The 18,225-nt window shown below is 68.5% G+C and carries 14 protein-coding genes and 3 pseudogenes; 5 read left to right on the top strand and 12 right to left on the bottom strand.

The window, feature by feature from the left end:
* Nucleotides 1-510 precede the first annotated feature (510 nt).
* Together QIY60_RS31485 and QIY60_RS31480 are read right to left on the bottom strand one after the other, a co-directional pair.
* Complete coding sequence (locus tag QIY60_RS31485; protein ID WP_283145568.1) at nucleotides 511-927, bottom strand: hypothetical protein; 417 nt, start codon at nucleotides 925-927, stop codon at nucleotides 511-513.
* A 239-nt stretch (nucleotides 928-1,166) separates the two neighbouring features.
* Nucleotides 1,167-1,415: a hypothetical protein gene (locus tag QIY60_RS31480; protein WP_283145567.1), complete on the bottom strand. Its 249-nt coding sequence runs from the start codon at nucleotides 1,413-1,415 to the stop codon at nucleotides 1,167-1,169.
* Nucleotides 1,416-1,975: 560 nt separating this feature from the next.
* Between QIY60_RS31480 and QIY60_RS31475 the strand changes: the two are divergent.
* Both QIY60_RS31475 and QIY60_RS31470 read left to right on the top strand, forming a co-directional pair.
* Nucleotides 1,976-2,104 (top strand): annotated as a pseudogene (locus tag QIY60_RS31475) (IS30 family transposase); the annotation flags it as partial.
* A 611-nt stretch (nucleotides 2,105-2,715) separates the two neighbouring features.
* Entirely contained in the window at nucleotides 2,716-3,240 is a 525-nt protein-coding gene (locus tag QIY60_RS31470; RefSeq protein WP_283145566.1) for an RICIN domain-containing protein, read from the top strand.
* A 507-nt stretch (nucleotides 3,241-3,747) separates the two neighbouring features.
* Here QIY60_RS31470 and QIY60_RS31465 read toward each other — a convergent pair.
* Together QIY60_RS31465 and QIY60_RS31460 are read right to left on the bottom strand one after the other, a co-directional pair.
* A complete protein-coding gene (locus QIY60_RS31465) occupies nucleotides 3,748-4,263 on the bottom strand; it encodes a hypothetical protein (RefSeq protein ID WP_283145565.1) in 516 nt (171 codons plus the stop codon).
* 22 nt (nucleotides 4,264-4,285) lie between these two features.
* Nucleotides 4,286-5,329 carry a NucA/NucB deoxyribonuclease domain-containing protein gene (locus tag QIY60_RS31460; RefSeq protein WP_283145564.1) on the bottom strand — a complete coding sequence of 348 codons (1,044 nt, stop codon included), beginning with the start codon at nucleotides 5,327-5,329 and terminating at the stop codon, nucleotides 4,286-4,288.
* Between the two features lie 355 nt (nucleotides 5,330-5,684).
* On the opposite strand from QIY60_RS31460, the gene QIY60_RS31455 reads away from it, so the two are divergent.
* The gene (locus QIY60_RS31455; RefSeq protein ID WP_283145563.1) at nucleotides 5,685-6,284 is read left to right on the top strand and encodes an RICIN domain-containing protein; all 600 of its coding nucleotides are present in this window, start codon (nucleotides 5,685-5,687) and stop codon (nucleotides 6,282-6,284) included.
* Nucleotides 6,285-6,434: 150 nt separating this feature from the next.
* Here QIY60_RS31455 and QIY60_RS31450 read toward each other — a convergent pair whose 3' ends face one another.
* A complete protein-coding gene (locus QIY60_RS31450) occupies nucleotides 6,435-6,869 on the bottom strand; it encodes a hypothetical protein (protein ID WP_283145562.1) in 435 nt (144 codons plus the stop codon).
* Between the two features lie 286 nt (nucleotides 6,870-7,155).
* Nucleotides 7,156-9,924, bottom strand: coding sequence for a helix-turn-helix transcriptional regulator (locus tag QIY60_RS31445; RefSeq protein ID WP_283145561.1), 2,769 nt, complete (start codon nucleotides 9,922-9,924; stop codon nucleotides 7,156-7,158).
* Between the two features lie 672 nt (nucleotides 9,925-10,596).
* Between QIY60_RS31445 and QIY60_RS31440 the strand changes: the two genes are divergently transcribed.
* Nucleotides 10,597-12,012, top strand: a complete 1,416-nt coding sequence (locus tag QIY60_RS31440; RefSeq protein ID WP_283145560.1) for an FAD-dependent monooxygenase — start codon at nucleotides 10,597-10,599, stop codon at nucleotides 12,010-12,012.
* A 42-nt stretch (nucleotides 12,013-12,054) separates the two neighbouring features.
* Here QIY60_RS31440 and QIY60_RS31435 read toward each other — a convergent pair.
* The 4 genes and pseudogenes from QIY60_RS31435 to QIY60_RS31420 form a co-directional block, all read right to left on the bottom strand.
* A pseudogene (locus QIY60_RS31435) lies at nucleotides 12,055-12,198 on the bottom strand (RICIN domain-containing protein); the annotation flags it as partial.
* 410 nt (nucleotides 12,199-12,608) lie between these two features.
* Nucleotides 12,609-13,004, bottom strand: a complete 396-nt coding sequence (locus QIY60_RS31430; protein WP_283145559.1) for a potassium channel family protein — start codon at nucleotides 13,002-13,004, stop codon at nucleotides 12,609-12,611.
* A gap of 782 nt (nucleotides 13,005-13,786) precedes the next feature.
* Nucleotides 13,787-14,341 carry an RICIN domain-containing protein gene (locus QIY60_RS31425; protein WP_283145558.1) on the bottom strand — a complete coding sequence of 185 codons (555 nt, stop codon included), beginning with the start codon at nucleotides 14,339-14,341 and terminating at the stop codon, nucleotides 13,787-13,789.
* Between the two features lie 165 nt (nucleotides 14,342-14,506).
* Nucleotides 14,507-15,457: a helix-turn-helix domain-containing protein gene (locus QIY60_RS31420; protein ID WP_283145557.1), complete on the bottom strand. Its 951-nt coding sequence runs from the start codon at nucleotides 15,455-15,457 to the stop codon at nucleotides 14,507-14,509.
* A gap of 398 nt (nucleotides 15,458-15,855) precedes the next feature.
* On the opposite strand from QIY60_RS31420, the gene QIY60_RS31415 reads away from it, so the two are divergent.
* The gene (locus tag QIY60_RS31415) at nucleotides 15,856-16,911 is read left to right on the top strand and encodes a M4 family metallopeptidase (RefSeq protein ID WP_283145556.1); all 1,056 of its coding nucleotides are present in this window, start codon (nucleotides 15,856-15,858) and stop codon (nucleotides 16,909-16,911) included.
* Here QIY60_RS31415 and QIY60_RS31410 read toward each other — a convergent pair.
* Nucleotides 16,883-17,445: pseudogene (locus QIY60_RS31410) on the bottom strand (transposase); the annotation flags it as partial. The gene QIY60_RS31415 and the pseudogene QIY60_RS31410 sit on opposite strands and share 29 nt — an antisense overlap.
* Nucleotides 17,438-18,136: a helicase associated domain-containing protein gene (locus tag QIY60_RS31405; protein WP_283145555.1), complete on the bottom strand. Its 699-nt coding sequence runs from the start codon at nucleotides 18,134-18,136 to the stop codon at nucleotides 17,438-17,440. The pseudogene QIY60_RS31410 and the gene QIY60_RS31405, both read right to left, overlap by 8 nt.
* Nucleotides 18,137-18,225: the final 89 nt, after the last annotated feature.

Below are 18,225 nucleotides of genomic sequence, written 5' to 3'. Positions count from 1 at the left end.
CGTGCACCGCTTCTGGGCGGCCGGCGAGCCGTACACGGTGTTGACAACGTACGCGAGCATCGAGGACGGTCATCGCGGCGCACCGGCTGCGCAAGGACCGGGACGGGCCCGCGGCACTGCCGCAGTGGGATCTGCTGGTGGCAGATGGATGAGGCACACCATACGGAGACGTCGAAGCAGTGGGGGGCGGATCAGCTCGAACCGGCTGGTGCCCGCTGTGCACCGGCTGGCGATGACCGCGACGCCGCGTCTGATGGGGCTGGTGAGCCGGGACACGCGCGGACGGCGGGTTGTGACGCCGGGGGTGGCCGACGCGGTGGCCTGGGCGGCCGACGCGGCCTGGGCGGTGGTGGCGAGCATGCCGGTCAGACCGAGGAACAGACCAGCGACCGAGAGGCCAGCAGCGAACCCCACCGCCCTCCGCCCATCTTCACCGAGCGACCAAAGACCCAGCGCCACCCAGTACAACTGAACGACCCCAGGCCACGGCCTCCCCCCGGCTGATCAGAATCACCGGTTTCCGACAAGTGAGCAGGCACGCGGGCTGTATCTCGCCGCGCAGCAGACGGCGCTGCTGAAGGCCGCACGCCAGTACGGGCTGCGGCGGGTGCTGGCATACGTGAACCAGGTCGAGGACACCGGGTCGAGGACGCCGAAGCCTTCGCCACCACCCTCACCGCACAGGCGGCGCGGCTTGAGGGGCGGGTGTGGCCGTGCCCAGACGGGTGTGCGACCGGGATACCGCTGGGCACGGACGACGAGGGGGAAGTCGTCGCCACGCTCGTCACCCGGCGGGCCGCGCCACACGACGTAGGCGACGGGGGCGAGTTGGGTGACGAAGGCCGGCAGCCGGGCGCCGTCGACCGCGCTACGCCCGGCGGGTTCAGTGCGCAGGTGGGTGAGTACGGCCCGCTGTACCCGCCCCATGCCTCGTGGCATGGTCTCAAGGATTCCGGTCGCGGGCGCGGTCCGGGCAACGAGTACTTAACTCCGGGCAGGAGCACACCGGGGCAGCGGGCAGCGCCGTCACCGGTACGGTCATCGGCACGGCGCCGCATCCGGCACAGGACTGACACAGCGCTGCCTGTGGATGGCATCTCAACGCCTGCGCTCCGGCTGTCCCGGCTGTCCGGGTTCCCGCGCCCAGAGCATGTCCATGACCGTTGTTAGCACGGGGCTCCGTGGAGGAGGCTCACAAGGCCGAACACCACGTTGAGTACGGGGTCGAGGAGACCGAAGCCGTAAATGCCGCTGCAGGTGTTCCCGTCGGCGGCGCGCAGGTGGGCGTGCTGCACCACCGCGCCGGACGGGGCGGTCATGCTCGCCGCTTGGGCGGGGGCGGCGGTCGAGGTGAGGGCACTGATAGTGAGAAGCGTACTTGCTGCGGCAGTGGCCATGAGACGACGCGTCTTCATGTGGCGACTCCTGAGTGCGATGTGGTGACTGCCTTGCAGGCAGCAGACGACTTCCCCCCATGGGTGCTTACATACGGCACGGTATGCCGCAGGTGCTGCCTGCGCCTCCGGGGAAACGCCATGCGGGTGAGATCCGACCAGCGGCTGAAGCGCCCGTGCTGGTGGTGTCGGTGGGTCGGTCAGGACGGGCGATGTCGCGCGGCTGCGGCGCTCGGGCGGCGTCAGCCCCGGTCGGGGGGAGGTAAGGAACTTCGAAGAAGCACGGACCTGCGCCGTTGGCGGACAAGCGTGATCATTTCCTTCGCCTCATGGCGCAAGGGATGAGCAACTCAGCGGCGTGCCGCGAGGTGGGGATCAACCGCAGGACCGGGACCCGCTGGCGGTACGGGCGCAGGGAAGTCGACCGGACCGGACTCGAACGCGTCTACGCGCCGATCACCGAGGAACGGCGTCGCGACGGGCCTTCGGACCGGTCCCTGTCCGAGGACGAGCGGGTCGTCATCGCCGCTCTGCTCCGCTCCGGGAACTCGCTGCGTGCGATCGCCCGGGAGCTCGGCAGAGGCAGTTGGGAGGGTGACCTCATCACAGGCAAGAGCAACCGGTCCGCAATCGGCACCCTGGTCGACCGCAGCACCCGCTACATCAAACTCCTCCACCTGCCCGACGGCCGGGGCGCCGAGCAGGTCCGCGGCGCGCTCGCCCACGCCTTCGCCTACCTCCCCAAAGGCCGGCTTCCTTGCCGACTGGGACGCGCGGTTCGCCGTCGGGCTGCACCTGCCCGGCGTCTACCAGGGCCGCCTCACCGAAGGCACCTGGCTGTCCTCCCACGACTCCTGGGCCTACCTCGACAACACCACCGTCCACCAGTGGGGACCCCCGCGACCTGTTCGACGAAGCCGCCACCGCCGCCGAACACCGGCACACCCAAGACCGGCCACCAACACTCTGCACACAACCCCGGCCTGAACACATCCACAGCCGCGCGAGGGATGCCGTTCCGAGAAGGCGTCACGGTGCCGCCGGAGTCGAACGGACACCATGTAAGGAATGGGCGGGAAAGCCGGAATTGCGGACCGAAGTCCGCAGTCCACATGGTCCACAAGCCACCAGCTCCCCCTACAGCCCGCCGAGCTGCGGCTCAGCACTCCTCCCAGGGGCGACCTCCGGAGAAGGAAAACAGGCCCTTGCGGAGACCGCCGTCACACGCTCACGTGGGGCGTTGTTAGCGGGTTGTTGGAGGCCGCTGTCACGATCGCGGGGTGTCGGCAAGGTGCCGTTACGGGAGAAAGGACTGTGTCCAGTGAAGAAGCTCAAGCGCGTCTCAGTCGTCGCGGGCGCGATGTCTGCCGCGTTGGCCATGCTGTTTACACTCTCGCCCACTGCCTCCGCTACGGACGGCATGCTCATGGACCAGAACGGTTGGTGCCTGGGCGTGGACGGCGGTTACACCCAGAACGGCGGAAGCCCGATGCTGTGGGGCTGCAACAACAACCCCGACCAGCACTGGACCTACTCGCGAGTCGGCTCCGACTCGGGAGGCGCCTACTACATCATGACCAACGACTCAGGTCGCTGCCTCGGGATCAACGGTGGTTCCAAGACGGCGCGCGCGGGCGCGATCCTGTGGGACTGCAATGGTCACGACGACCAGCACTGGTACATCAACCGGGACTACCGTGACAGCGCAGGCAATCCGCTGGACCACTTGAAGAACAGGGGCTCCGGGATGTGCCTGGGTTCCCTGAACGGAGGCGGACGTGGTGCCTACATGATCCAGTGGCCCTGCAACAACAATCCCGACCAGCTCTGGTACCCGCAGAACTGAGTAGAGTCGGGGACTGGCACGGTGGCTGACGCTCCGTTACCAGTCCCCTGCCGCTTCAAACCGTGCACGTAGATCTCCCGCACACGGCTTTCCGACATCGTTCACCGACTGGCATGCGCCACCGCCCTGTGCACATTTCCGGTAAACCGGCAGACCCCGATCCGAGCGATCTAGCCATGAGTAAACCGGTGGCCCAGTTCCTGCCCGCGGCGGCATCAACGGACCACCGCACCCACGGCACAACCGCGGCCCGGAGTCGTCGCCGGTGACCACGACCAGCCGCAGCCGGGGCATGTCGTCCCTGCCCATGCCGGCACCGTACGACCAGCAGCGCCTACTGCCCACGGCATCCTGTGGGTTTCAGACGGGGCCGACAGAGAGAGTTCGGCCCAGGCACGTCCGTCGGCGTCTCAGGGGGACCGCGATCCGGCAACGGGAGCCGCCAAGCCGCCGTGGTGGGAGTCATGGTCGGCCCCACCGCCGCCCCTGCAGGACTGCACGGGTGGGTCACGTCTTCGGGACTTTGTGCTGCGCTTCGGACTGGCGCTCAGCGGGCCACAACTGGAAGCAGTGTTCCTCGGGCATACCGTCCAGCGTGCGGGCCTGGAAGCGCAGTCGCCACCAGGCCGGCGCACCGCCGGGGGCGGGAAGCACGATGGGGTCGGGCGCTTCTTCGGCCGGTGAACCGTCGTCGAGGAAGGCCAAGTATGCGACCGGGTGACCGTCGTCGCCGGGCTCAGGACTCGGGTGGGCCAGGATACTGATGTCCACGACCGTGTCCCAGCCGTCGGTGTCCAGCGAGGGCGGCGCCTCGTACAGGTACACGGAAAGGTGCAGCTCGTCCCATTGCGTCTGGGTGGCGACCGCCACCATCCCGCCCTCGGCGGAGGGGCGGATCACGCCGTTCCATTCGGGGGCGGAGAAGGCCTCATCGGTGAACCGCTCGAAGTCCTCGGGGCCGCCCGTAGCCATCCAGTAGCCGCTCGAGACGAAGAGGGAACGCGTGCTGTACGTGTCTGTCATGGGCCCTCCGTGATCGCTGCCGTCACACGCCGACCGCTACGTAGTACGGGTCGCCGTCGAGTACCCGGAACTCGCGGTAGAAACGGCTCAGGTAGCTGCCCTGCCTCCGGTTCTCCTGGGCGGGTACCCACATGGTGGCGCGGTTCGGAGGGGCTTGTGTCGTCCCGCCCTCGTAGGTGGACGCGTAGGGGTACTCGTCGCACTGGGGCTCAGGGAAGGGCAGCCCCGGAGGCGGCGTCTGATTTCCGCAGACGGCATTCCGGTTCGCGGACTGCTGTCTCGGTTTCTGCAGGCGGTGCAGCGGGCGGCCGTAGTTGGGTGATCCAAGGTGCACCCCCTGAGACTGCACGTTGTGGATGTTCTGGCTGATGTACGGCAGGAGCCGCTGGTTTTCCTCGGTGACGGGACGCTGCGGGAAGACACATCCGGGGTCCTTGTGGAATTGCCTGACCTTGTTGCTGAACCTGTCGTCGCAGCGGAAGAGGGCGGAGTCGTAGGCCACGAGGCCCACACTGAAGCCCGGCCGGGTGATGTCGAAGGAGTAGTGCGCCATGTTCCGGCGGATCTCGTACTTTTTCACCGGCACGGAGTAGACGATCCTTCCCGACTTCGCCGAGTTGCCCAGGGTGAAGGCTCCCATCTTCACCGTGGCCTTGCAGAAAGTGTTGCAGCTGGCGCGGAGCTGGACCCGCAGATCCTTCGCGTCACCGGTGAGGCGGGCCTTGCTGACCCTGATTCTCTCGGTCCACTGGGTCCGCTCCGTGTCCAGGGTCATCACGTTCTGGATGGTGAACTCCGCTCTCCCCACCCACGTTTCATCACGCAAGACGTTCACGGTGGCGCTGACGGTCTGGCATGAGCGCGTACGTAACCACACGTTCGTCTGGACAGGTGGCACGGGACACTCCAGCTCGTCCGCCAGTGCGCGGCCCTTTGCGACGGAGACCTCGAGCCGGTCGGTGGACGGCGACGGGGCAGCGGCACTCGACGCGCCGGCGGTCACGCCGAGAAGCGTGAGCAAGGCTGCGGCGGCGGCCGCAGCGCGTCTGAGCGTGGAACCTCGCATGGTCTTGCCTCCCTTGACTGGGCGTTTCGGGTGGCGCGGTGGGCGTGATCCCAGCCGGGCCACGCCCAGCCAGCACATCAGGCCGGTGACTCTACGCCACATCACCGAAGGGGTGACTGACAGGTCGAACCGATGGCCAAAAGTCCGCCGAAGCTGGCGGAGATTTCACGAAGTGCCGTTGCCCCAACACAATTTGATGACCCATCAGCTTGCTGTCGGCGCTCTCGTGCCCGCTGGGCGGGCCGTCTTCTGGTGCGGGATGGCCGGGAATCACATTGCTCTCCGTGTCCGTGTCCCAACAGACTGACCAGGCTCATGACATGTTGAAGCCTCATGGAGGGCACCAAGCATGCGCATGCCGTCGACGAGAGCCGCCGCCGCGGCCGTACTGGCGCTCAGTGCCGCCCTGCTCGCCTGGCCCGCGGATGCGGCACCCCAGGACGAACCGGAGGTCAGCGGGCCCTACCAGGTGCGCGCCCTGCACAGCGAGAAGTGCCTGGATGTGCAGGGCGGCCCAGGCGCCACGGCCGACGGGGCCAACGTCTACCAATGGACCTGCCTGGGACCGGCCAACACCAACCAGCAGTGGTACCTGCACGCCTCCGAGGGCGACTCTTTCTTCTTCACCGCCGCGCACAGCGGGAAATGCCTGGACGTCGAAGGCGGCCCGGGCGCGACCGACAATGGGGACAACGTCCATCAGTGGACCTGCCACAACCCCCCACGCAGTAACCAGCGTTGGTTCCTCCAGGAGGCCGGCGACGGCTACGCCTACCAGATCCAGGCCGCGCACAGCGGGAAGTGCCTGGATGTGGAAGGCGGCCCGGGCGCCACCGCCGACGGGACCAACGTCTACCAATGGACCTGCCTGGGACCGGCCAACACCAACCAGTGGTGGTACCTCGCCCCGATAGAGCCCACCACCAGCAAGAGCCTCGCGGGCAAAAGGCCATAGCGTTCCCTCGACTGAAGGAACCGCGCGGCATCGCCACTCGCTTCGACAAGGCGCCCGAGAGCTACCTCGCCGACCTTGAACCCCGTACCTCGATGATCTCGGTCGGAGGTCCCCTGCAAGCAGCCGGTTGATCACGACATCGCACAGACCCTAGGAGTCGCAGCTTCCCGGGTAATAGCTGTAGCTGTCGAGGTAGAGAAGATTGACGCCGAGTGCTTCCTCGTACCTCACTGACCATGTCGACTTCAAGGGGTCACTCCCCTCCAGGTAGAAGGTCATGATGTCTCCCTCGGTGACGACATGCCCGTAGAAGCCATTACTCTCGTTCTCTGCCGCGACTTCGCCCTCCGCGGTGAAGGCGTATGTCCAGTGACCGTCCGGTTGGTCGTTCGCGCCACCGCACCAGACGCCCACCACGCTGTCAGGAACAGACCACCGCACCTCGGGTTCGGGTGGTGTGGGATCGGGTTCCGGCGGTGTCGGACTGGGGTCGGGTGATGCCTGGTCGGGTTCCGGCGGTGCCGGGCTGGGGTCGGGTGGTACCGGGTCGTGTTCCGGAGTGTGCTCTTCAGGTGTGGAGATCACCGGCTTCGGGGCGGGAGTCTCCGGTGAGGAGCACCCGCTCGCCGCCACAAGGGCAAGGCCCAGTGCCAGGGCGCAGGTGAAGCGAGAGGCGGCGGACCGCGTAGAAGGCAGCATCTTCCCCCCCTTACAGATCGAATGGTTCCCATGTGGAGTCCATCGGCTTCGCACGCTACGGAAGCGCAGCAACGAGTACATCCGTGATTCCCCCAGGCCTCGCCCCGGGGTATGGGGACCAGACTCCGGGTTCAGCAAAGGGGTGCCGGTCTGCCCATGGGTACAGGCCAGGTCAGGGTTCCTCGTCGAGCTTGGCAATCAGCCCCATCCGCGAGGTGATACCGAGCTTCGTGTAGACGTTGCCGAGGTGGTATTCGATCGTTTTGACGCTGAGGACCAGCTCCCGTGCGATCTCGCGGTTCGACATGCCTCGCCTGGCGAGTCTCGCCACGGTCAGTTCCTGCGCGGTGAGCTTGGCAGGAGAGACACCGCCACGTCGCGCTGTCACGCGACCGCACCCGGCAAGTTCTCGGACACACCGCTCGAGATACGGTGCGGCCTGCAGATGCAGGAACATCGTATGCGCGGACTCAAGTTCGGCCACCGCTTTCTTCCGTTGGCCAGTACGGCGTAGAAACGCACCGTAGGAGAAGTGCAGCAGTGCTTCCTCCCAACACGGAGCGCCTTGCCTGCAGAGCTGTAACCCCTCCCGGAACGCGTGATCTGCGGCCTCATGATTGCCATATGCCTCTTGCAGCGAGCCCCGGCAACGCGCGGCTGACGCCTGTTCCAGCCATCGGCCTCGCTCGGTCGCGCCGCTCTCGTACGGGATGAGCACCTCAAGGGCTTCGTCCTTGCGCCCGAGGCGTGTCAGGGCTTCCGAGAGCAGCGGTCGCCACGGGACGATTCCGACCTCCTCCAAGCCGCTGCGGTGGACGATCTCCTCACTCAGAAAGGGGCTCAGCTCGGCCACCGTGTTCTCGTCATCACCCCGTGCGCTGTGCACCAGCGCGAGCGCTGTTGCCGCGAAGGCACCATCGTTGACGTCGGCCAGTGTCCGGGCGTGCTGCATCGCTGCCCTGGCATGTGCCTCGGCGGCCTCGAAGTCACCCCGGCCGGCAAGGGGGAAAGCGGTGAGGGCATGCACGACCGCCAGGATGGATATCTGGTCGGTGTCCTCGGCCAGGGAAACGGCCTGGGTGCCGTGCGCGATGGCCTCGTCCCACAGTCCAGCCCGGTATTCGGTGTCGGTGAGGAAGGCCAGCGCTACAAGAGCCGCGTACGGCAGACCACCCCGCCGGTGCGAGGCGAAGGCCTCCCTCAGATCCCGGCCGGCCTCTCGCAGCTGACCGTTCCACAACTGCAACATCCCCCGCGCAAGCAGGCCGTCCAGTTGATCGGGGGTGTGGCGAGGCCCTGAGAGCGGGAGGTCGGCAAGGGAGCGGATGCCTTCTTCGTACCTGCCGGAGATTGCCAGCCCGATAGCGAGGGAGTCACGCAAGAAGGACGACCGCCTGCCCGGTGGAAGAGCGAGCCCGCGCCTCGCCCACCTGACGATGTTCGGTGCGTCGCCCTGGATGAGGCACAGCCAGGCCATCTGCTCGGCGGCTTTCTGCAGGGTTTCGGCTTCCGTGCCCGCTCCGGAGCTCTCCCAGCACGCTGCGAGCCTTTGGCGTGCCTCCTCCAGTCGGCCCGTGGTTAGGGCGAGATGCCCCAGTACGTACTGCTGTTGGGCGTCGGGTTCCCTGTCGCGGACCATCGGCTCGAACTCGGCGGCCTGGCGTACGTCGCCTGCCAGCAAGCGGTACTCAACGGCCTGGACCAGCCACCGCTCACGGAGGTTGCTGTGCGTGGACAGCCGAGCGGCGGCGATCGCAGCCGAGGCGGCTGCCGCCCAGGCACCTCTCTCGGACTCCTGCGTGGCGAAGCGAATGAGTTCGTCCGCCAGATCCTCGTTCGGTGCCACGGCGGCTTGCACCCGATGCTGCAGCGCGACGTAGTGGTCCTCCGACTGGGCGGCCGCCAGGTGGTGCAGGCGGGAGCGTTCGGCTGGATCCAGCCCTCTATAGACAGCCGCCCGCAGCAACGGATGGGGGAAGGTGATCCTGAGCACGGCGTTGGCTGGATCCTCTTCCAGGAGCTCGTACGTCATCGCTTCCGCCAGCGCACTCAACGGGTCCGGCACGGCCCCTATACGTGCGGCCTGATGCAGAGAGCTTGACATGCCGAGGACACTGGCGGCTTCGACTAGGTCGCGTGCTGAAGCGCTGCACCTCGCGAGGTGCCCTGCGACGAGCCGCTCGTACCTGCGAGGGGCCGGTAAGACGGTGTGGCCGCCGAGGACATCCCCCGGAAACTGTTGCAGCAGCGCCTTGGTGTGCAGCGGGTTTCCGTGCGTATGCTCCCGCAACCGGGCGATGGCCGAGCGGGGAAGGGCAGATGGTCCCAAGGCCGCATTGAACGCGACGATGTCCGAGAGGCCGAGTCCCTCCAGGGTCAGCGTGAGCGTGGTGTCGTCGTGGAGGATGCGGTGCAAGCCCTGTGGCAGCCTGGGATCACTGGCGTCTCGTGTGAGCAGAACCGCGAGTACCCGGTCCATGCGCAGTCGCCGCAACGCGAAGGTGAGAGCGTGCAGCGAGGGAGTATCGGCCCAGTGGACATCGTCGATCAGCAAAACCACGGGGGCCCGGCTCTGGATCTGCCCCAGGGCGTCGAGGAACAGGGCACCGACACCGATCGGGTCCTGCGGGGCGGCGTCGGGCATGCCGAGGGCCAGCTCCCGCAGTGCGTTCGGCACGTCGGGCAGCTGCGCTGCGAACTGCGCGATGACTCCGTACGCAAGTTCCATCTCCAGTTCCTCGCCACTGGCCTTCAGCACGCAGCACTCCGCGGCGGCACCGGACAGGAAGTGCCGGGCCAGTGAGGTCTTGCCGATCCCGGCGGGCCCGTCGACAAGGACGATCTGTGGCGCGCCGCGGGCCGCTGAGTCCAGCCGGTTCTTCAGCTTGCTCAGTTCCTCCCGCCTGCCCAGGAACAGAGATCGTGGTGTCTGCCGCGGCACAGTCGGCGCCTCCTAACGGACACAGGGAGCTGCTGAATTGGGCTGTCGGCCGTGGCGGCGTTCCAGTTCCCACATTCGAACCCCCCTCACGCCTGTGTACGTCATCACGTGCGAACCCCGGCTGCAGGTTCTTCCGCCGCGGCGTCTTCGCTCGATCGAGTGACTCCGTCACGGGGAGCATGCAGGTTCTGAACAGGCGGGCAGGGTTTGCGAGTCGCAGCCGGGCAGTGGGCTGGACAAGGTGCCGGCGGCAGCCGCCCAGCTCGGGCCAGGTCGAGGGCCAGGTCACGCGCATCAAGCGGATCAAGCGGAAAGGCTACGGCCGAGCCAACCTCGACCTGCTCCGCAAACGGATACTCCTCACGACCTGACCGACCCCGGATCACAGCATCTTCAGGGGACCGGTCGCCCGAACGCGCTGCAGCTGACCTTCTTAGATCTCGAAGTCTCTCGCGGCGTCGTCCCAGCAGAGGCTGCGGAGACCGGGATCGGCGTCCTCGTCTGACGCGATGGCGCTGGGGAAGCTCTGGACACGCGCCATCTGGTGCGCTGTTGCGCAAGTTGGACTTCGAGGCCGACATTGACGGGGCCGAACGCTCCTCTCCCGTACACCTTCCCCCGCATGCGAAGCTGGATTCGCGTCAGGGGAAGCCGGAACGGACGAGGTGCGCGATGATTCGCAGCAGCGCGGACGGCCATGCGGTGGTGGTGGGTGCGGGCCTGGCCGGTCTGCTGTCCGCCCAGGTGCTCGCACGGCGTTTCGCCCGGGTGACTCTGATCGAGCGGGACCGGCTGCCGCAGTCCGCCCCGGCGTTCCGCCCCGGCGTCCCCCAGTCCCGGCATGTACACCTGTTGTGGTCACGCGGCCTGGACCTGATCGAGTCCCAACTGCCGGGTATCACCGATGACTTGCTGGCAGGCGGTGCCCGGCTGCTGCGGGCACCAACCGATCTGCACTGGCTGAGCCCGGTGGACTGGTTCGGGCCGGTGCCCGGCACGGTCCTGCTGGCAGGCAGCCGTGAGCTGATCGAATGGACCGTACGGCAGCGGGTGCTGCGCGAGAAGCGGATCGAGCCACGCACGGGCACCGAGGCGATCGGACTGCTCTGCGCACCGGACGGCGCGGGCGTGCGCGGCATCAGTTTCCGGCCGCGCGGCACACCGAACGGCGACCGCGTCGAGCAACTCGCCGCGGACTTCGTCCTCGACGCGAGCGGCCGCACCTCCCGCGCCCCCACCTGGCTCGCCGAACTCGGCTACCCGGCACCGGCCGTCACCCGCTGCGACGCGCACCTGGCCTACTCCAGCCGCTACTACCGGGCTCCGGCCGACGGCGGCCGGGACCACACCGCGATCTATATCCAGGGCCGCCCCGACCTCCCGCGCGCCGCCGCGCTCCTGCCCATCGACGGCGGACGGTGGCTCGTGACGCTCATCGGGATCGGCACGCACGCGCCGCCCACCGGTGACGAGGAGTTCGTGGAGTACGCCCGCGCCCTGCGCAGCCCCCTCCTGTACGAGGCCCTGCGCGCGGCGGTGCCGCTCTCCTCCGCCAAGGGCTTCCGCGACACGGCGAACGAATGGCGGCACTACGAGCGGCTGCGCCGCTGGCCGGACGGCTTCGTCGTGCTGGGCGACGCCGCGTGCCGCTTCAATCCCGTGTACGGGCACGGCATGACCGTCGCGGCGATCGCCGCGCACTCCCTGGCCCGGGAGACCGAAGGGCGGGACCACCACGGCATCCGCCGTGCGGCACGGCGTATTCAGCGCCGCACCGCCGCCAGCGCTTCGACGGCGTGGGGCATCGCCCTCAGCGGGGACCTGCGCTCGCCGGACACCGAAGGACCACGGCCCGGGCGCTTCGCCACGGTCCTCCAGCGGTACATGCCCCACCTCCTCGCGGGAGCCAACAAGGATCCCGTGCTTTCGCGCGCGCTCTTCGACGTACTGTCACTGAACGCGGCGCCCACCACCCTGCTCACCCCCAGCACCGTGATCCGCGTCCTGGGCAAATGGCGCCTGCCCACCGCCCCTGCCACCGAGCCCTACCCTCCGCACGGCCATTCGGCGCCGGCACAGCCGTACTGACATCGTTGTTGGGGTGAGCAACGGGGCGGGCAAAGGCGGAAGTTACGGCAGCGTCCACTTCTGGGCATCCATGCCATTGCAGTCGTAGATCTGCAGCTGCGTCCTGTCGGCCGTGCTGCCGCCGGGGACATCCAGGCACTGTCCGGACTGCGGATTGAGCAGCAAGCCGTTCGCCGTCGGCTTCCACACCTACGCCCCGGTGCCGTTGCAGTCCCATTACGACCCCGCCCGGGGTCACCAGGGCGTGTTCGCCAGCCGGGCTGCACTCCAGGCGAGCCCGCCCTATCGGGCGCAGTGGCCGCCGTCTCCGGCCGGGCCGGGCCCAAGCCGACGGCGGCCAGGAGCCAGGGGCCTGGCAAGGGAAACAGCAGGGGAACCGACAGGGGACACGCCCCAGGCTTGCCCAATCCCGCACCGGCTTGCCCAGACAGGCCTACCCAGCGATGCCCGGGCAGGCCGCACACCGCGACCACAGCCCCTGTCCACCACAGGCCACCACCATGGTCGGGCCCCTGGTCACGGTGGCCGAACCCCGTCTTCTGCCCTGGCAAGACGATCAACGCCCGCACCTGAGCCACAGGGCGGCGCCCGCCCGGTCAGCCCTCCGGCTCTTCCGGCCCGGCCCCGCCCCGGTGCCGGTCGCGGCCCGCCCGGTAACGCCGGACGCGTGCGGACTGGGTGTTGATGAAGGCGCTGGCCAGCTGGGCAACCAGGGCGGCGAACAGCCCCACGGCCAACAGGGCGTAGACGACCGTGAACACCTTTCCGGCGTCGGTGATCGGGGCCAGGTCTCCGTAACCGATGGTCAGACCAGTACAAACGGCGAAGTAGAAGGAGTCCAGGACGCCCCAGTCCTCCTGTCCGGCATAGAAGGCGGTCGCCCCGATCCACACCAGCAGCAGCGACAGCGCCGTCCCCCGGAAGGCCGGCTCATGCCATGCGCCGCGCACCGCGGAGAACAGGCGGGCGATCATGATGCCAAACCCGAACACTCCGGCCTCCTGTGGCTCCGGGTCGATTCGGCCACTCGGCTTCGAGCGGTCACATACCTCATAGAAACGTACAGTTGCCGACAAGACCTGGCATTGGGTGCAGTGCCATATGTCTCGAACGGGTGACTCCGGCTTGGCCAGGTGCGGCGGTTCGTCCAGGCCTGGTGGAAGGCATCGGGTTCGCGGCGCTGGCGCCGTTCCTCGGCGAGCGTGGCGGTGAGGATGGTGCGGTCGACGTACCTGTTGACGGCATCGAGAACCAGACGGTGGAGCTCGCCGGGGTCCAGGGCTTCGGCTGCCCACTGAACAGGCTCATCGAGCGGCAGGCCATGGCGGCGGGCGAAGGCGGGCCGGCGCGGATCACTCGCCTTCCCCACCGTCCCGCCCGTACGCCCCCGTCAGCCGGGCAACAGCCCACCAAGGCCCGCCGCCATCCGCACTGTTCATACCGAGCCCAACACCCCCACACCCCTACCGGCCACCACAGCCGGACCACTCATGACGTCTTTGCTACCGAGCCGTGATCTGCCCTCTCCGCTGTCCCCCGCCGGCGCCGTGGGCTCCACCCCGTGCCAGGGAGGCGGTGTGCGGAGCCGGGGCGGAGCCCGTGCCGGGCCTGCCGCACACCCCGGGAAGGACAGGGGCGGGGACCCGGCACCGTCCACGATCATCACGGCCGGACACCCCCGCCCCCCGGCGCGACACGCGCACCCCGCACCGGCCGACCGCCCGCCGACGACCCCGGCAGCGGCAGCGGCTTCGTGAGCCGAGTGAGGTGACTGTCAGCTGTTGTACCAGTAGTGGTCGCGCCAGGTGCCGCAGGGCCACTGCATGACCTTGGCGCCTTGGGCGGTGCTGCCTGCGTCGACGGCGAGGCACTGGTTGCTGTTGCGGTTGACGATGTGGGTGCCGGTGCTGTCGTTGACCAACTTCCAGTAGTGGTCGCGCCAGGTACCGCACGGCCACTGGATGACCTGGGTTCCGGCCGTGGTGCTGCCGCCTGGTACCGCGAGGCACTGGCCGCTGTTTAAGTTTCTGATCTTTACGTAGCCGGCGACGTCGGAGCTCTCGACCGACCAGTAGTGGTCGCGCCAGGTACCGCAGGGCCACTGGATCAGCCCGGTTCCCTGTGCGGTGCTGCCGCCCGGCACCGCGAGGCACTGGTTGCTGTTGAGATTGCGCAGCCACGTGTACACGGCGTTGGCCATGTCGGTGCTCCGCGCTGTGGGAGCCGGAGCGGAAGCGGGGGCCGCCGTGGCACTGCCGGTTCCCAGACCGACGACGGCGACGAGCGTGGCGGCAGCCACGGACGTGGCGTGGCGGGTTCGGATCTTCATGGGTCTCCTCGTCTGACGTGTGACGTGACGTGTGACGCGCCGGAACACGGCGGTGCGGTACCAGGTCCGCTCGCAACGGTCCGGCAACACCTCTCTGACGGACACAATGGGCGTGTCCATGACTTCCCTCTGACTTCGAGTCTCGGGCACGGCCCCGCACCCGTCTTAGCCCTCAGTGCGGGATTCCTTGCCCGCAAGCGCGGACGATGCCCCCAGGGCCGCCCGGCGCCAGTCACCGGGCGGTGTCCCGTAGGCGGCGAGGAAGGCGCGGCTGAAGGCGGACGGGCTGAGCAGGCCCCATCGGGCGGCGATCGCATGGACCGCGGTGCCGCGCAGGCCCGGGTTCTCCAGATCGGCTCGGCAGCGCTCCAGGCGCCGGTGGTGGATCGTGGCGGCCACGGTCCGCTCCCGGGTCCGGAAAAGGGTGTGGAGCGTGCGTACGGAGATGTGGTGCCGGGCCGCGACGGCCCGGGGAGTCAGGGCGGGGTCGGCCAGGTTGTCATCGATGAAGGCGTCAATGCGAGCCAGTAGCATCCGGCCGCGGGCCTCCGGCGGGACCTGGTCGTGCGCGTTGAGACGGTCGGCGAGGAAGGCCACGGCCAGCTCCCACAAGGCTGGTCCGAGCCGCTCCCGCTGCCGGTCCGTCATGGACGGTGTCTCGTCGGCCAGGTGCCGCAGGAATCGCGCGAAGACCGCAGCCGTGCCCTGGTCCGTGGGAGTGGCGCTTGCCAGCAGCCGGTCCAGCCTGGAGTCGGGAAAGGGCAGTTCAGTCCTTGGCAGGTGCACGATAATGGCGCGGGCGGCCCCGCCGTCGGCCCCCCGCAGCCCCCGCGCGTCGAAGGGCCGGGAGGTGTTCCACAGCCCCAGGTCGCCGGTGCTCATCCTGGTCTCGTTGCGAGCCTGGGCGATCCACATGTCACCGCCCTCGTTGAGCGCCAGCTCGTATACCTCGGGGTCGGATCTCCGGATGAGCGCCGGGATGCGCTCGGACCTGATCGGGGGGAAGGACAGCGTGGTCACCTGGATGCAGCCCAGCCCTATGGCCCCCGCACCCGCGGAGAAGTCGCCGCGGTGCTCGCTGGTGATCCGGGTGGGGGCGACATCCTGGCTGATCATTTCGCACCACCAGTCGAACCGCTGATCAAGCGGGACACAACTGCTGTGGAGCGCTGAGAAAGTCACCAGGCCTCCCAAGGACCACCAGCCACCGCACACACCGCCCCAGTGTCGTCAAGACTCCCGAAAGGTCACAACTGAGAAGCCATTCAGCGTGAACGGCGAGCACCGAGGCATGCGCATGCTGCTGCGGGCGGGAGTGGCGGCCGGGACCGTCGTGCGCGCCGCAATTGCGATCACGGGCAGCCTTCCCTGACGAGGCCTTCCTGGCAGGTCTCTTCGGCAAGGTCCCCCTGGCAATCTCGTCCCGGGCCTGGTCAAAGCGGGTCCACATACGCGAGGATCACCGCCGCACCACGCATGCCACCTCCCCACCACTTCGTCCCAGGAGGATCTGTATGGCTCGCCGCACATCCCACGGCCTCGTCGCCGCGGCCGCTGCCACCGTGGCGCTCTTCACCCTGGCCGGCCCGGTCTCCGCCCTGCCCGCGGGCGCCGGCACCGCTGCCGGCGCCGCGCTGCCCCAGGCCCGGCTGTTCATGGTCAACCCCGTCCAGTCCTCCGGCGACCAGACGCTGACCGACGGCAAGGACGGCAACGCCGCCGTGCCCGCCTCCGCGTACGCCGTGGCCGCGCTGCGCAATCTGGACGGCAGCGGCTCGCTCTCGGGCAGGTGGGCGACCGTGCGCTCGGACACCGGCGCCTCGGCTCGGCTCGCGGACGTGGGGACGTACAGCCGCAACGACGACCAGTTCGAGCAGGTCATGGCGTACTTCTGGGTCAACGAGGCGCAGGAGTACCTGCAGAGCCTGGGCTTCGGCAGCGAACTGCCCGGCGCCAACGACCGCGCGCAGCCCGTCCGGATCAACCAGTGGGGCGCCGACAACTCCTTCTTCACCGACAAGAAGGCCGAGATCCGCTTCGGCAAGGGCGGGGTGGACGACGCCGAGGACGCCGAGGTCATCGTCCACGAGTACGGGCACGCGGTGCACCACGCGCAGGTTCCCGGCTTCGGCACGTCGCCGGAGGCCGGTGCGATCGGCGAGGCGTTCGGCGACTACCTGGCCGTCACGGTCGGCGCGTACGCCGACGCCACGTACGGCTGGCCGCTCAAGGCCGACCTGGCCTGCGTCGCCGACTGGGACTCGGTCGCCTACAGCGCGGCTCCGCACTGCCTGCGCCGCATCGACGGGAACAAGGTGTACGAGGACCGGGTCGGGGAGGTCCACGCGGACGGCGAGATCTGGTCCCGGGCGCTGTTCGACATCCGCAAGGCCCTCGGTGCCCGGACCGCCGACCGGATCATCGTGAACGCGCAGTTCGGCTTCCGCGCGGACACGAGCTTCCAGGACGCGGCGCTGACGACCATCGCGACCGCGCAACGCATGTACGGGGCGGGCGCGGCGGACACAGTGCGCGCGGCGTTCAAGGCCCGGGAGATTCCCGGGGTCTAGGCTGTCCCGCAATTGATCTTCTGACATCGAGAACACCGCTGCCCCGCACGTCCATTGGCTGTCCGACGAGGGTGAGAACCTGCAGGCGGGCGATGCCGAGCATGGCGTGGTGCATGCCATCGCCCTTGAGACGGCAGTCACGGAGGTCTTCCAGCTCTTCATCCGCGCGAAGGTGTGCTCGACGCGGGCGCGAAACTTGCGGTGTGAGCGGTTGTGCTCCTCTTTCCGGGCGGGGAGTTCGGCTTGGCCGGGTTCGCGGCGGTGCGGGATGATCAGGCCGGTTCCGCGGCATCCGCCGTCAGCGATCACCGTGGTGTTCCCGACGGCGTCCTTCACGCCGGACAGGGCCCCTGCCATGCAGTCGTTGCGGTTGCCGGGCAGGGGCTGGCCGACCATGACGACGAGCCGGGTGTCGGCGTCGATGACGACCTGGTGATTCGTCAAGTACCGGCAGTTCTTCGATTTCTCGGCCACCGTGTGGTCGCGGGCCGGCGCCAGGGGGGCGTCCACGATGAGGACGGTGTCCCTACGGAAGACGGGCGGGTCCTGCTGCTGGCGGCCGCTGGCGCCACAGCATCCTCACCACAGCGGGCGGCACCACCCAAAGGACGCGCAGGTAGTCGTGGGGCAGGCTGCCTTCACGCGCCTCTCGGCGCCGCTCGGCAACCCAACGGCCGAGGGGGAAGCCATCGGGGGATTCGTGGACGCGCGGGACAAGGTGGCCGTGGTGGGCGGTGTAGTCGCGGGCGATGGTGAGGGGGTATTCGATGCTGGGGCGTGGTGGAAGGTGTGGGTGGTCTCGAAGGCGGCCTCCCAGACCCGGTTGGGTGCCATGACGTCTCTCAGGCCGAGAACGGGCGCGATCTCGGCCTGAGCGTTCGGGGCGTGCGGCGAGCTGCGGCGCGACGGGGTCCGCTGGTCCACCGGAGGCGGTCGACGCGGTGGAAGGTGTGCTCGTCGTAGACGTCGAGGCCGATGAGGACCCGGTAGAGCAAGTGGAACGGGCTCTACTCGGTGGCCTCTTCGAGGGGCGCGCCGGGGGCCATGCAGAGGGGGACGATGATCGTGGAGATCTTGCCGCTGCCGGGAGTCTGGCGCAGGGCCCGTCCGACGGACTGGACGATGTCGATGATGCTGCTCTTTGGGGTGGGCGAACAGCACGGAGTCGATGGCCGGAATGTCGACGCCCTCGGACAGGCAGCGGCAGTTGGTGAGCAAAGCGCACCGGGGCGGCCTGGTGGAACGGCCGGTGTCGAGAGGGACGTCGGCGAAGCCGGTGAGGAGGTGGTGGCGTTGGACGGGACTCCGGCGGGA

The organism is Streptomyces sp. BPTC-684, assembly GCF_030028635.1.
Classification (GTDB): domain Bacteria; phylum Actinomycetota; class Actinomycetes; order Streptomycetales; family Streptomycetaceae; genus Streptomyces; species Streptomyces noboritoensis.
This window is presented reverse-complemented; position numbering and strand designations above follow the sequence as displayed.

Coding starts and splice junctions, on each gene's coding strand:
- QIY60_RS31485 (WP_283145568.1), bottom strand. CDS start 927: ATGGGGCGGGTACAGCGGGCCGTACTCACCCACCTGCGCACTGAACCC.
- QIY60_RS31480 (WP_283145567.1), bottom strand. CDS start 1,415: ATGAAGACGCGTCGTCTCATGGCCACTGCCGCAGCAAGTACGCTTCTC.
- QIY60_RS31465 (WP_283145565.1), bottom strand. CDS start 4,263: ATGACAGACACGTACAGCACGCGTTCCCTCTTCGTCTCGAGCGGCTAC.
- QIY60_RS31460 (WP_283145564.1), bottom strand. CDS start 5,329: ATGCGAGGTTCCACGCTCAGACGCGCTGCGGCCGCCGCCGCAGCCTTG.
- QIY60_RS31455 (WP_283145563.1), top strand. CDS start 5,685: ATGCCGTCGACGAGAGCCGCCGCCGCGGCCGTACTGGCGCTCAGTGCC.
- QIY60_RS31440 (WP_283145560.1), top strand. CDS start 10,597: ATGATTCGCAGCAGCGCGGACGGCCATGCGGTGGTGGTGGGTGCGGGC.
- QIY60_RS31425 (WP_283145558.1), bottom strand. CDS start 14,341: ATGAAGATCCGAACCCGCCACGCCACGTCCGTGGCTGCCGCCACGCTC.
- QIY60_RS31420 (WP_283145557.1), bottom strand. CDS start 15,457: ATGATCAGCCAGGATGTCGCCCCCACCCGGATCACCAGCGAGCACCGC.
- QIY60_RS31415 (WP_283145556.1), top strand. CDS start 15,856: ATGGCTCGCCGCACATCCCACGGCCTCGTCGCCGCGGCCGCTGCCACC.